Below are 12,978 nucleotides of genomic sequence, written 5' to 3' on the forward strand. Positions count from 1 at the left end.
ATGACGTTAAGTCTGGTCACAGAGCGCAATATCCAGTTGTTTATGCAATTAGCGCAGATGCCCGCCTGCCGCGTGAGCACGGATATGTATTGGCAGACAGCCACGTATGAAACCTATCTCAATTATCGCAGAGGGCGTATGCATATTAGCCAATGTCTGCCGCTGGACTCTTATGACAGCAATCTGTTGCTGCTTGCGCTACATCGCTGGCAGCCTGCCCGCTTTGCGGGTATCCCTCAACGATTCTTCCAACTCCGTCGTGGCCTGGTAATGAGTTGTTCTCCTGCCGCAGACAGCGCCGCCGAGCTATGGCTACTGCTACATCGCCGTCAACAGGCTTTTCTGGAGTCGCTATGCAAACCCCAATGATCAGCATGAAAAGAGTTCAGCAGGGGCTGGCTGCCTGTTCAGGGCGACAAGATATCATCCTGGCCGTGGTGCTGCTCATCGCGATCGTGATGATGATCCTGCCGCTGCCAACGTTCATGGTGGATATTCTGATCACCATCAACATCACCTTTTCGGTGATTTTGCTGCTGATTGCCATCTATATCAACGACCCACTGGATCTGTCCGTTTTCCCGTCGCTGCTGTTGATTACCACACTGTATCGTCTTTCATTAACCATCAGTACCTCGCGTTTGGTACTGCTGCAACATGATGCGGGGGATATTGTTGATGCCTTCGGTCATTTTGTGGTGGGGGGAAATCTAACGGTGGGAGTGGTCATTTTCACCATTATCACCATCGTGCAATTTATCGTGATAACCAAAGGCACCGAGCGCGTGGCAGAGGTTAGCGCCCGCTTTTCACTCGACGGAATGCCTGGCAAACAGATGAGCATTGATGGTGACTTGCGTGCTGGCGTCATCGACGCTAATCAGGCGCGAGAATTGCGTCAATATGTTCAGCAAGAGAGCCGTTTCCTGGGTGCGATGGACGGAGCAATGAAGTTTGTAAAAGGTGATGCTATCGCTGGGATCATCGTGGTTCTGGTTAACCTTATCGGCGGCATCATTATCGCGGTGGTGCAATACGGTATGTCGCTGGGGGATGCGGTACAGACCTACAGTGTTCTTTCGATCGGTGACGGACTGTGTGGCCAGATCCCTTCGCTCTTAATTTCACTCAGCGCGGGTATCATCGTGACCCGAGTGCCCGGTGAGAAAAAGCAGAATCTTGCCAGCGAATTAACCACCCAGCTTGGCAGACAACCGCAGGCGCTGATGCTTACCGCCATCGTATTGATTTTATTCGCTGTAATACCGGGATTTCCTTTCCTCGATTTCTTCGTGATGGCGGTGCTTTCGGCGCTGCCATTTCTGTTTATTTGGCGTCGTACACGCCAGCCACAAGGAGAGACGGCGAGAGCGGATGAGATGACCGATGATGCCATGCAACCCGGCGCCCGCCCGCTAACGCTGCGACTGATGCCTGAACTCAATACCAACACGCTGGCAAGAGATATTGATGCCGTTCGCTGGGCGCTATTTGAGCAGTACGGCGTGCCTTTGCCTGAGGTAAACCTTGTGATCGATGGTAAGTGCGCAGTGCAAGGGATGAGCGTGTTGATTTATCAAGAACCGGTATTTTCTCTGCCAATACCGATGGATCAACCTTGTTTGCTCCTCAAGTCTGATGACCAGATAGAGGGCCGCGTACAACCTCTGCCGGATGGCATGGGGAGTATCACCTGGCTGTCAGAGGATGCGGGCAAAAAGGCACAAGGAATGGGGTTAGTGGTCGTGGAGAGCAATCAACGCATCACTGCGCTGCTACGGCGGGTATTACTCCGTCACATGGCTGAATTTATCGGCGTGCAGGAAGCGCGTTATCTGATGGATGCGATGGAAAAGCGCTATTCCGAATTGGTCAAAGAGCTACAGCGCCAATTACCGATCAGCAAAATCACCGAAACCTTGCAGCGTCTGGTGGCGGAAGGGGTATCGATCCGCGATTTGCGTATGATTTTCGGCACTTTAATCGAATGGGCACCGCGCGAAAAAGATGTACTGATGTTAACCGAATACGTTCGCATAGCGCTGCGCCGTCATATCTTGCATCGATTAACACCGCAGGGGGAGCCACTGCGTGCGCTGCGTATCGGTGAGGGTATTGAAAACCTGATTCGAGAGTCGATTCGTCAGACCTCGATGGGCACTTATGCTGCGCTCAGTCTCCCGCAGAGCACGCGCATATTGGGCTTAATCAACGCGGCGCTAAGTGAGCATGGCGATTTGCGTATCGTGACCTCGGTCGATACGCGCCGTTTTCTGCGTAAAATTATTGAATCGAGTCTGTTTAGTATCTCGGTGCTCTCATGGCAAGAACTGGGGGATAACTGCGCGGTACAGGTGGTACACAGCATTGATCTTAGTGCTGAGGAGTTAGCCCTCGATGAAGCGTAAAACCGACTCGTTATTGGGTGCATTAGAAAGGAGTCTCACTCCGCTCGATGAACCACCCAATGGATATACCAAAACCGGACGCTTGCTGCACATCGGTGCGACCCTGCTAACGGCCTATCTTCCCGGCGTTTTTATGGGGGAGGTTTGCTGTTTACTGCCACAAGGGGCATTAGCTGAAGTCGTGGGGATCGACGGTACTCACGCGCTCCTTTCGCCGTTTATCAGCACCGCCGGGTTGTATTGCGGGCAGCAGATTCAGCCGCTGGCACGGCGGCACCGTGTTCCGGTGGGACAAGATCTGCTAGGGCGTGTGATTGACGGCATGGGGCAGGCTTTAGATCGTGGCCCCGAACTGCAAGGGCCGTGGCGTGACTACGATGCCCCTCCGCCGTCGCCGTTGACGCGACAGTTAATTGAAAGGCCCATGCTGACGGGCATTCGCGCCATCGACAGCTTATTAACGTGTGGTGAAGGGCAGCGTATCGGTATTTTTGCGGCGGCGGGCGTGGGGAAAAGCACCCTGTTGTCGATGCTGTGTCGCAGTCCCGACAGTGAGATAAATGTGCTGGTACTTATCGGTGAGCGAGGCCGTGAGGTCCGTGAATTTATTGAGCAAACGTTGGGCGAAGAGGTACGCCGCCGCTGTGTGATAGTGGTTTCAACGGCTGATCGGCCTGCGCTTGAGCGAATGCGAGCGCTGTTTGTTGCCACCACGATTGCCGAAGCGTTCCGCGACCAAGGCAAGCGTGTCTTGCTGTTTGCGGATTCCCTCACGCGCTATGCCCGCGCCGCACGGGAGATTGCGCTTGCCAGCGGCGAAGTGGCGGTACCGGGCAGTTACCCTCCTTGCGTTTTTGCCGCATTGCCACGCTTGTTGGAGCGGGCAGGCAAGGGGGAACGCGGCAGTATCACCGCATTTTATACCGTGCTGGTGGAGGGAGATGACATGAACGAGCCGCTAGCCGATGAGGTCAGATCGCTGCTAGACGGCCACATCGTTCTCTCGCGTCGGTTGGCCGAATCCGCCCATTTCCCCGCCATTGATGTTCTGGCGAGCCTAAGTCGCATTATGCCGATGGTCACCAGCGCCGAACACCGGGCGCAGGCTAACGCACTACGTAGCCAACTCTCGGTATACCGTGACGTCGAGCTATTGGTGCGGGTGGGGGAGTTTAAACGCGGAGAGGATTCGCAGGCCGATCACGCGGTGGATAGCTATCCCGCCATTTGTCATTTCTTGCAACAACAGGGTAATGAACCATGCAATATCGACGAACTGCTGCCACAGCTACGTTATCTGACGGGCAGCTGATGCTGCACTGTTTACTCAAGATCAAAGAGCGCCGGGAGGATCGATTGCGGCGGCAGATGGCTGAACTCACACGCCAGCATATGCAAACGGAAGTGATGCAGAATCAATGTCAGGTACGGCGTACTGAATTAGCTCAGTTGCAGAACCAGTTACTAACGTGGTCTGGAACCTTACCGGCGAATGAGTTGCTGGAACAAAAAGCAAAAAATGGGCAGCCTATTTCATGAGGTTCACAGCATGGCGCTGCAACAATGCACGCTGTCGGATACGCAGAAACAGTTACAACAGCGGCTTGATGTGCTGCACCAGGAACTCATTATCATTATAGAAAAAAAAGGAAAAAATCAGAGGACTGCTAAACAATGAATATTATTAGAATCGAGGGCTGCCTGTGGCATACCCAGCCTGACAACAGCGATGAAGAAGTGCAGCGTCAGCCAGGTAAAACCCGGTTTACGCAGCTAATGGGGCAGATTACCGCTGCGCCAGGCCATTCTGGTAACAAATCGGCGCTGTTGCGACGACAAACAAGCCGTTATCAAGTGTTGGGGGGGCCTGCGGCTGGGCTGGTCTGCGAGATAGAGGTGCTGGAGGGGAAAACCTATCTCAACGTTTTGGTGCCGCAATATGCGTCGTGTAACACCTTAAAGCACTTTTCTGCCTGGCTGAACGCCGGGCTTCTCGCGGCAGGTCATCAGGTGACGCTGGAGATAAAGTATGTCAACGATGACACCGAGTGAAGGGGAGCTGGCTAAGTATCTGCCAGTAGAAGGCGTTAGCTTAGGTGCGCTGCATATTGTGGCGCAGCAGTGGACGGTTGCCCAACCAGGGGTCGCGTTCGCGGTGACATTGGAGGGCACGGAATGCGACATCTGGTTACCGCAGGGCGATTGGCAAACGTGGTGCGAAACGATGATTGGCTCTTCGGATTCAAACGCGATTGACCCGCAGCTATTAGCTGGCGTTGCTGAATGGGGGCTTTCACCGCTGCTGGCTGCCAGCGATGCGGTGATGGCGAACCCAAGCGGTTATCCACGCGACTGTAGCAGTTTTCCGCAGCAACTGGCGCTGACTTTTAGCTGGCAGATAGAGCAGCACCGTTTTCGTGCCCTGCTGTTTGGCTGGCCGCCGGCCTATTTTCTCTCTCTCATACCGTTGGTCAAAACCACAGTACGGTCGGTACATGTTTTGCCTCCTATTGCTTTTGCCTGCTATGCGGGATGGTGCTCTCTTTCGCTCTCCGAGCTAAGAGGTCTTAACATGGGTGACGGCGTGCGGATGCAACCCTTTGGCCACCTCCGCGCCGGTGAATGTATTTTGTTGCTGTCGGCGGGGGTTGCGGCGCGGGTGAGCTTTGCGCAGGAGAATAATATGCAAATAAGTGAACTGGTACAGGACGTTGAAAGCTTGCTAATGGAAGAACGGGATGATGTGGATAATCCGCCACCTCTCGCGGTGAGTATCGACGACCTGCCGCAAATACTGTTGGTGGAAGTCGGGCAGGTGGATATCTCTTTAGGTGCGCTGCGTGCGCTGCGTGTGGGTGATCTGTTGCCTGTCGCTGCCCAGTTTGGTGGTGAAGTGAAACTGAGGCTGAATGGGCGGGTTCTGGGGGCCGGGGAGCTAGTCGGCTGTGGCGACAGCTTTCTGGTGCGGATCAATCGCTGGTATCTCAGCCCCGCAGAGGTCGCGCAAACGCAGGGGGATACGGTAAACACCTGATAGTCGCGGGGTGGGGCGGTGGTTATAACTGGTTCATCACCGCCTTATTAGGAAATACCATGTCTTTACCTGACTCTCCCTGGCAGCTTATCGCGCTGCTGTTTGTCCTCTCGTTACTGCCGCTCGCTGTGGTGATGGGAACCTCATTCCTCAAGCTGGCGGTCGTATTTTCTATTTTGCGCAATGCGCTGGGAATTCAACAGGTGCCGCCGAACATGGCGCTGTATGGCTTGGCGCTGGTGCTCTCCATGTTCATCATGGCACCAACGGTATTGGCGGTGAAAGCCCAATGGCACCCGGTGGCTGATGCCAGTACGCCGGTGTGGATGAGCGGCTGGGATGGCCATGCGCTAGGCCCATATCGTCAATTTCTGCAAAAAAACTCAGATGAGAAAGAAGCGCGCTACTTTCGCAATTTGATCGCAAAAACGTGGCCGGAAGATGCCCGTCGGCGAGTCAAACCCGATTCACTGCTAATTCTATTACCCGCGTTTACCGTCAGCCAATTGACTCAGGCATTTCGTATCGGCCTGCTTATCTACCTGCCTTTTCTTGCCATCGACCTGCTGGTTTCGAATATTCTGCTGGCAATGGGCATGATGATGGTATCGCCCATGACCATCTCATTACCTTTCAAGCTGCTAATTTTTCTGCTGGCGGGTGGATGGGATCTGATCCTTTCCCAACTGGTACAGAGCTTTGTATGAATGATGCCAACCTTGTACATTTCGTCACCGAGCTGATGTGGTTGGTTCTGATGACCTCTTTGCCTGTCGTGCTGGTGGCCTCGGTGGTGGGGATTGCGGTCAGTCTATTTCAGGCGCTGACCCAGATTCAGGATCAAACCTTGCAGTTTATGATTAAGCTACTGGCCGTCGCGCTGATGCTGATGGTGACTTACCATTGGCTGGGAGGGTTATTGTTAGCCTATACGCGGCAAGTTCTGCTGCAAATAGGCACCCACGGATGACAAATCTGGTAAGCGATGGGCTGGTGACGGTGGCTGTTGCAATGATGAGACCACTGGGGCTTACGCTGCTTTTTCCGCTGCTACAGAGCGGTAATTTGGGATCGCCACTAATTCGCAACGGGGTATTGCTGGCGGTAATGCTACCGATGTTACCTCTTATCCACGCTCAGGTGGAAATTCATCCGGGGTGGGGGTGGCTAAACCTTATTCCCGGCGAAATGCTCATTGGGCTGCTATTGGGTTTTTGCGCTGCTATCCCTTTTTGGGCGGTGGACATGGCGGGTTTTCTCATTGATACGTTGCGCGGGGCAACAATGGGTACCGTGTTCAATCCGGCGATGTCGGTACAAACGTCAATTCTTGGTCTGCTGTTTAGTCAGTTTTTGTGCGCACTGTTCTTTATGACCGGTGGTTTCAATCTGCTGCTTTCTGCGCTGTATGATTCGTATCACTATTTTCCTCCTGGTAACGTGTTGCAGTTCAATTCCACTTTTTTTAATTTCCTGCTCACTGAATGGCAGATGCTGTATCGCCTGTGCCTGAGTTTTTCCCTGCCCGCGGTGCTGAGTATGGTTCTGGCGGATTTAGCGTTGGGGCTGCTAAACCGTTCCGCCCAGCAATTGAACGTATTTTTTTTATTCGATGCCGATTAAAAGTGCGCTGGCCCTCTTTCTACTGTTGTTGTCGCTGCCCTATGCCTTTCATCACTATCAGCTTGAAAGTGAAGCGTTGTATCGGCATGTTAGCCGATGGTTAGCCAGCCATGAGTGAGAAAACCGAGCAACCCACCGAGAAAAAAAAGCGTGATAGCCGCCAGGAAGGGCAGGTGATCAAAAGTATGGAGATCACTTCTGGGATTCAATTAGTTACGGTGTTAGCTTTTTTCCTACTTTTTTGCCAATGCAATGATTCAGCGAGTCGCGGGGCTGATGTTGCTTGCTGCGGGGCTGATTAATAAACCTTTTAGTTACGCTGTGGGGGTCATGACGCGGGCGCTGTTCAGCGCCGGAGGACTCATGTTTGCCCTGTTTGGCGGGATGCTGGCGGCGGCCACCATCGCCAGCGTGTTGGCTCAGGTTGGCTTTATGGTGGCAAGCAAAGCGCTGGGCTTCAAAGCAGAGCGGATTAGCCCGGTAAGTAACCTAAAGCAGATTTTTTCGTTGCGCAGCCTGATTGAGCTGATTAAGTCCTGCCTGAAAGTTATTTTACTGTGCCTCATTTTCGTCTACTTATTTCGCTATTACGCTCCGACGTTTCAAGCGCTGCCTTACTGCGATCCGGCCTGCGCTATTCCGGTATTTTCGACCTTTGTACGCTGGATGTGGTATGCGTTGCTGACGTTTTATGTGGTACTCGGCGTGTTTGATTATGCCTTCCAGAGCCATAACACCCTAAAGCAACAACGTATGAGCAAGGAGGATGTGAAGCAGGAGCATAAAGACATGGAAGGTGATCCGCAGACCAAAAAACGTCGGCGAGAGCTACAACGTGAAATGCAAAGTGGAAGCCTGGCGCAGAATGTGAGGCAATCCGCCGTGGTTGTGCGCAACCCAACCCATATCGCCGTTTGTCTTGGTTACGATCCGGTTGAGATGCCGGTACCCACGATTTTAGAGAAGGGCACGGATGCCAGAGCAGAACACATCGTAAGCCTGGCGCTACGTGAGTCGATTCCGGTAGTCGAAAATATTGCTTTGGCACGTCAGCTATTTCACGATGTGAAGTGTGGTGAAATGATCCCTGAATCGCAGTTTGAACCCGTGGCTGCGTTGCTACGCCTGGTGCTAGAGATTGACTATGACACCGAGACTGATAAATAAATCAGTGGTTCTCGCTGCGGCTATTCCGCTATATCAGGCGATGACCTGACATCAACCCGACTGAACTTCACTTACGCTCAAATCACGCCAAATGGATTAGCATAATAGGAGTGAGTGATGAGTTCAGATATATCAATATCAAGTGTCAGCGTATCGAGTTTTCATATTTCTGATACTAAAAGCAGCACAGAATATCGAATTTCATTAACTAACTGGCAGGTATTCTGTGATTTTTTCCGTTCTCTGGTGGGCGTTGAAACCAGCGTACATAAACTTACACGTCTACATAATTCGATTTATGGTGAAGATAATAGCCCTCAAGATAAGCTGGTTGCGCTAAATGAATTGGTCAACTGGGTGAGTGCAAAATACCAAAAAGATTTTCACACCTGTGTTGATGATACGGGAGAGGTGACGGTTTATTATAAAGACCTCATGTTAAAGCAGCTTTCATTGCCTTTATTAGCGCCGGGAACCCGTGTAGAACAATACCTTCCTAACGTAGAGTATATCGGTGAAGGATACGCAATCTCACATTTTTGCGATCATATATTCTCTGAAGTATTGCCAGAATTAGATCGGTTGGAACAGCTATCTGAAATTGCACAACGCCGCTATGACGACAGAAAATTAATTAACTTGGAAACAGCACTCTTTAATTTTAAATTTAATTTACTCGATACATTTTTACAGAAGTATGACGCATTAAATTTATCTGCTGACGTTAAATCAGCTTGTGAGAATTACCGGCTTAAATTGATTGCTGATGATATAGGCAGCGCGAACGATGACGTTGAAAGTAATGAACCTGAAATCAGCTCGCCAGATAATGAGTGCCCAGAACAGCCCGACAGAATTGAGCAACTGTTAGACTATACCCGCAGGACACGACAGGCTATCGGTGATATTTTTGGGACGATTTACTCGGGTATTATGTCTCAATTAGTAAACGAAACAACCTGCCTACAGCAGGCCACTGTTGAATGTGATAGCCAGAAGACTCAGCAATCGGCTAAAAACATTTGCGTAATACTAAAAAACTTCGATTTTATGCGCGCGAGCGACAACACTTTTGATTTTTCCGCGTTTGAGCGCTTTTGTAAAACGCAAAATTCGCCTATAGAGGCGATAAAATACATGGAAAACGCGATTATTGCGGCGGATGATATTTATCTATCATACCAAGCCTTACAGCAGGGACTGCTGTGCACCGAACCCACACTCCCTGAGCATCTAAAACAGAGCGTACACCACACTGTCGCGTTGTTAGATCAATATCAGCAGCTAAAACAGGCAAATGAACCGGTAAGTGTGTTTTTAAAAATGGGGCCAGCAAAAAGTTCGGATGCGACCAATCGAACGCTTACTCTTTATAACGGTGAAAATATCGCCTATAGCTTTGCTTTCCCCCCCTCAAGAAACTTTGAGATTTTGCTGCATAAGCATGTATTTAACGAATTGGTTCTCAATCTGAGTTACGCGGCCAGCGAACTGAGGAACGAAGTGCATAAGGTTTATACCGAGCACTCGTTCTCTTTAAACAATATCAGCGGCAGCGAGTTTTTATTACAAGCGCAAAACTATTTCCATGTGGACAACATCGGCTATTTATTTATCAAATAAAGTTCCCCCGAACTGTTTGGAGAAAATATGTTTTCGCGAGTAATGGCATCCAATAGTGACGTTGTGACGTTTGTAACCAGCAGACAAGATTACACTCCCCAACTGAGTTTTTTGGATTATTTCATCGATTTCTTTATCAATCTGATGAGCGGAGAAACCAAGTTCCAACGGCTGAAGGATTTACATCAAGATATTTTTGGTGACAGTACGCCGGATATAAAGCTAGGTGCGATGATTGCCCTTAAGCATAATACTCATGCGGCTTTTCATAAGGACTTTCACGCAGAAATACTTTTTGGCGAAGATTTTTTTAGCACGGGAAAAGCCTGTGTATGTTTTTACTACCAAAGTGTGCTTATCACACAAAGCGAGCCGATACACTATTCAACACTGCTTGCCAGCCAGTTTTCAGATCACTTCCCGATTGATCCTTTGTTGCTGGGAAATCCGATAGCCAGCTTTGCGAAAGCCACGGCTGAGGGGGTAGTGATCGATTTAGATCGGACTGATTCGATGGTAGGCGCTTCAGATGAGACGCTAGACGCACGGCTCGAAGATAGGTATAGCGAAAGATTTGAACTCTTTACTCTCGGCCTTGACTTGCTCAAGTATAGTGGAGAATTACCTAAGGAATTTAAGGCCGAGAAGTATCTCAAACAACTCGAAGAGCTTGGCAAGGCAGTAGAGGGTTGCCTAAGTTCGGCCATGTTACCTCGTGAGGTTTTCGCACAAATTGTCAGCAAGATCAACGCTAGTGCGACGTTAATTTTAAATGATTTGTGCGCCTGTCTTGCATCGACGGTCGCTGAGAAGAGCAAAGCATTTGAGTTATCTAACTTCACTGACCAGCGGCACAATCTTGCTGAACAACTGATAACTCATCTTGGGCAGGCAAGGTATTTTTATGAAGGTGAGTTTTTCGCTTCAGCCTTTGGTAGCGCGAGACAGACAAGAAAAAGAGAAATCGACATTTTTGATAATACGGCTCGATTGATCCAAAATTTCTGTACTCAAGGCATGTTTGCGCTGAAACCGGGTAGGGACGCGGTGCCCAATGTTTATCGTCAGGCGGTAGAGAACACGGTAGATATGCTTGATTGCTACTGTATGCACGCGAGCGAAAAAGGGTGCTTTGCTATTACCCTTGAGTCAAATACCGACTACGACATGATCTATGGCAACTATTTTGCGACACGAGTTTGCTTGCGCCACGATGGTGTTTTGAAAAGAAAATTCAACATTCCTCCTGAGTTTGAGTTTTTACTGACGCATCACGTCGTCGGTGAACTTTGCGCGCCTGTCGAGCTGGGCACGTCATATCGGGCATATTACTTGCGAGAGAACGTGACCCGCAATACCTTTCTATCCAAGGTATGCGCCTATTTTACCCTGTGTGAGATCAGTGATGTGCCAGAAAAACGGTGTTTTCCAATGCAACAGTAACATCAAGTTTTATACGATGGGCTGAATGTTTTTAACGCGAAGTTTTATGTGACTCATTGCTTTTTTTTGAATTATTAAACGGATATCTCTGCGTTAGGAGAATTTTGAATGACCAAACGCAAGGTCTAAGCTGACTTAAGCTCAAACCTTGAGTTCTCCTGATAAGACACCAATACGGTTGCGCTATTACTTAGCTGATGCTTCAAGAGTAAAACTTTCTTGAACGGCTACGGTCTCTTGATCAAGGGTCGTTTCGGTGTGAATTTTTGCCACACCGCGGCAGCCTTCACCATAATGTTCACCCTCCCAACGCCCAACCAGAGCCGCGCCCACCGCATTACTCATCACGTTAGTGGCGGAACGGCCCATATCGAGGAAGGGATCAACACCCATTAATAGAATCAAACCCGCTTCCGGGATATTAAATTGGCTGAGAGTGGCTGCGATAACCACTAACGACGCGCGCGGCACACCAGCCATGCCTTTAGAGGTCAGCATCAAAATTAACAACATGGTGATTTGCTCGCCCATGCTCAGATGAATATTACATGCCTGAGCAATAAATATGACCGCAAATGAGCAATATGCCATTGAGCCAACCAGGTTGAAGGAGTAGCCGATAGGCAAAACGAAGCTGGCAATTTTGTTCGAAACGCCAAATTCTTCCAGCTTTTCTAATGTACCGGGGAAGGCGGCTTCAGAACTTGAAGTGGTAAAGGCTAACAATGCAGGTTCGCTGATACCTTTTATTAACCTAAGGGTGCAACGGCCAATGAGTAGTATTGAGCAGCCGATCAAAATAAGCCATAGCAGGCCAAGGGTCATATAGAACTCGCCCATAAAGATACCGGCACTGACTAATACGCTTAAACCACGTTCAGAAATCATCGCGGATATGGCGGCAAACACGGTCAACGGCGCAAATAGCATGACATAACCTGTGAGTTTCAACATCAGGTGTGCCAGCGAATCTAATACGGAGACGATAGGTTGTGCTTTCTCGCCGATAGCAGAAAGGCTAACCCCCATGAAGACGGAGAATACAACAATTTGCAGGATTTCATTGCGCGCCATTGCATCAACAATACTGGTTGGAATGGCATGTGAGATAAAGGCCTTCGCGGAGAATGGAACCGGTGCAACACCGTCCACAGCACTGGCGGTTGCGGCTACGAAGTTAATGCCATCACCTGGTCTTAGGAGGTTAACCACCACGAGACCGAGTAGAATGGAAATGAATGCTGCGCAAATGAACAGGAACAGCGTTTTGGAGAAGACGCGCCCTAATGTTTTGGCATCACCCATTTTGGCAATCCCAACCACCAATGTTGAGATGATCAACGGGGCAATGATCATTTTGATCAACCGTAGGAAAATATCAGTAAAAATAGATATTTCAGATGCGTAAGATTTTGCAAATTCAGGGTTACTAAAGGAGTTTATTAAAAACCCGACAATAATACCTATTATCAAACCCAAGATGATCATTGTGGTCAAATTTTTTGATTTCATAATGATTCCATTTATAAGTAGGGTGGTATCGTCTTTCTAAATTTATTTAATAATAAGACTGATGTTGTGTTTCATCTGTTTATTGAAAAAGGTGCAGGGTGAAGCTCGAACGCAGCACAATGCACCGGATGATTTGAGGATCTATGTTCTACGGCGATAACGAATGAA

Annotated in this window: 12 protein-coding genes and 2 pseudogenes; 13 read left to right on the top strand and 1 reads right to left on the bottom strand. The window is 49.6% G+C overall.

What is annotated here, in order from left to right:
- From YALDO0001_RS04880 to YALDO0001_RS04935, 13 genes and pseudogenes are all read left to right on the top strand, one after another.
- Window positions 1-369 carry a type III secretion system protein SsaM gene (locus YALDO0001_RS04880; protein WP_004700462.1) on the top strand — a complete coding sequence of 123 codons (369 nt, stop codon included), beginning with the start codon at window positions 1-3 and terminating at the stop codon, window positions 367-369.
- Window positions 354-2,408: an EscV/YscV/HrcV family type III secretion system export apparatus protein gene (locus YALDO0001_RS04885; protein WP_042839431.1), complete on the top strand. Its 2,055-nt coding sequence runs from the start codon at window positions 354-356 to the stop codon at window positions 2,406-2,408. The genes YALDO0001_RS04880 and YALDO0001_RS04885 overlap by 16 nt, the downstream gene beginning before the upstream one ends.
- Window positions 2,398-3,720: an EscN/YscN/HrcN family type III secretion system ATPase gene (locus YALDO0001_RS04890; protein ID WP_042839433.1), complete on the top strand. Its 1,323-nt coding sequence runs from the start codon at window positions 2,398-2,400 to the stop codon at window positions 3,718-3,720. Before YALDO0001_RS04885 ends, YALDO0001_RS04890 begins: the two co-directional genes overlap by 11 nt.
- Window positions 3,721-3,776: 56 nt before the next feature.
- On the top strand, window positions 3,777-3,947 hold the full coding sequence (locus YALDO0001_RS21770; protein WP_252830386.1) for a hypothetical protein: 171 nt from the start codon (window positions 3,777-3,779) through the stop codon (window positions 3,945-3,947).
- Window positions 3,948-3,957: 10 nt separating this feature from the next.
- Window positions 3,958-4,086 carry a hypothetical protein gene (locus YALDO0001_RS22185; protein WP_004700468.1) on the top strand — a complete coding sequence of 43 codons (129 nt, stop codon included), beginning with the start codon at window positions 3,958-3,960 and terminating at the stop codon, window positions 4,084-4,086.
- Entirely contained in the window at window positions 4,083-4,460 is a 378-nt protein-coding gene (locus YALDO0001_RS04900) for a Secretion system apparatus protein ssaP (RefSeq protein WP_042546391.1), read from the top strand. The genes YALDO0001_RS22185 and YALDO0001_RS04900 overlap by 4 nt, the downstream gene beginning before the upstream one ends.
- A complete protein-coding gene (locus YALDO0001_RS04905; RefSeq protein WP_042839434.1) occupies window positions 4,438-5,442 on the top strand; it encodes a YscQ/HrcQ family type III secretion apparatus protein in 1,005 nt (334 codons plus the stop codon). Before YALDO0001_RS04900 ends, YALDO0001_RS04905 begins: the two co-directional genes overlap by 23 nt.
- A gap of 59 nt (window positions 5,443-5,501) precedes the next feature.
- Window positions 5,502-6,149 (top strand): type III secretion system export apparatus subunit SctR, encoded by a 648-nt coding sequence (gene sctR / locus YALDO0001_RS04910; protein WP_004700475.1) that lies wholly within the window; start codon window positions 5,502-5,504, stop codon window positions 6,147-6,149.
- A complete protein-coding gene (locus YALDO0001_RS04915) occupies window positions 6,146-6,412 on the top strand; it encodes an EscS/YscS/HrcS family type III secretion system export apparatus protein (protein WP_042839435.1) in 267 nt (88 codons plus the stop codon). The genes sctR and YALDO0001_RS04915 overlap by 4 nt, the downstream gene beginning before the upstream one ends.
- Window positions 6,409-7,183 (top strand): annotated as a pseudogene (locus YALDO0001_RS04920) (EscT/YscT/HrcT family type III secretion system export apparatus protein). Before YALDO0001_RS04915 ends, YALDO0001_RS04920 begins: the two are co-directional and overlap by 4 nt.
- A pseudogene (locus tag YALDO0001_RS04925) lies at window positions 7,176-8,232 on the top strand (EscU/YscU/HrcU family type III secretion system export apparatus switch protein). Before YALDO0001_RS04920 ends, YALDO0001_RS04925 begins: the two co-directional pseudogenes overlap by 8 nt.
- A 117-nt stretch (window positions 8,233-8,349) precedes the next feature.
- Complete coding sequence (locus tag YALDO0001_RS04930; protein ID WP_004700486.1) at window positions 8,350-9,855, top strand: hypothetical protein; 1,506 nt, start codon at window positions 8,350-8,352, stop codon at window positions 9,853-9,855.
- A gap of 27 nt (window positions 9,856-9,882) precedes the next feature.
- Complete coding sequence (locus YALDO0001_RS04935; protein ID WP_004700488.1) at window positions 9,883-11,298, top strand: hypothetical protein; 1,416 nt, start codon at window positions 9,883-9,885, stop codon at window positions 11,296-11,298.
- A 186-nt stretch (window positions 11,299-11,484) separates the two neighbouring features.
- Here the strand turns inward: YALDO0001_RS04935 and YALDO0001_RS04940 are convergent, their stop codons facing one another.
- Entirely contained in the window at window positions 11,485-12,810 is a 1,326-nt protein-coding gene (locus YALDO0001_RS04940; protein ID WP_042839436.1) for a dicarboxylate/amino acid:cation symporter, read from the bottom strand.
- Window positions 12,811-12,978 lie beyond the last annotated feature (168 nt).

Origin of the sequence: Yersinia aldovae ATCC 35236, assembly GCF_000173735.1 — a bacterium.
Taxonomy (GTDB): Bacteria; Pseudomonadota; Gammaproteobacteria; order Enterobacterales; family Enterobacteriaceae; genus Yersinia; species Yersinia aldovae.

Excerpts from the sequence above, each read along its gene's own strand:
- YALDO0001_RS04880 (WP_004700462.1), top strand. The coding sequence starts at position 1 with ATGACGTTAAGTCTGGTCACAGAGCGCAATATCCAGTTGTTTATGCAA.
- YALDO0001_RS04885 (WP_042839431.1), top strand. The coding sequence starts at position 354 with ATGCAAACCCCAATGATCAGCATGAAAAGAGTTCAGCAGGGGCTGGCT.
- YALDO0001_RS04890 (WP_042839433.1), top strand. The coding sequence starts at position 2,398 with ATGAAGCGTAAAACCGACTCGTTATTGGGTGCATTAGAAAGGAGTCTC.
- YALDO0001_RS21770 (WP_252830386.1), top strand. The coding sequence starts at position 3,777 with ATGGCTGAACTCACACGCCAGCATATGCAAACGGAAGTGATGCAGAAT.
- YALDO0001_RS22185 (WP_004700468.1), top strand. The coding sequence starts at position 3,958 with ATGGCGCTGCAACAATGCACGCTGTCGGATACGCAGAAACAGTTACAA.
- YALDO0001_RS04900 (WP_042546391.1), top strand. The coding sequence starts at position 4,083 with ATGAATATTATTAGAATCGAGGGCTGCCTGTGGCATACCCAGCCTGAC.
- YALDO0001_RS04905 (WP_042839434.1), top strand. The coding sequence starts at position 4,438 with ATGTCAACGATGACACCGAGTGAAGGGGAGCTGGCTAAGTATCTGCCA.
- sctR (WP_004700475.1), top strand. The coding sequence starts at position 5,502 with ATGTCTTTACCTGACTCTCCCTGGCAGCTTATCGCGCTGCTGTTTGTC.
- YALDO0001_RS04915 (WP_042839435.1), top strand. The coding sequence starts at position 6,146 with ATGAATGATGCCAACCTTGTACATTTCGTCACCGAGCTGATGTGGTTG.
- YALDO0001_RS04930 (WP_004700486.1), top strand. The coding sequence starts at position 8,350 with ATGAGTTCAGATATATCAATATCAAGTGTCAGCGTATCGAGTTTTCAT.
- YALDO0001_RS04935 (WP_004700488.1), top strand. The coding sequence starts at position 9,883 with ATGTTTTCGCGAGTAATGGCATCCAATAGTGACGTTGTGACGTTTGTA.
- YALDO0001_RS04940 (WP_042839436.1), bottom strand. The coding sequence starts at position 12,810 with ATGAAATCAAAAAATTTGACCACAATGATCATCTTGGGTTTGATAATA.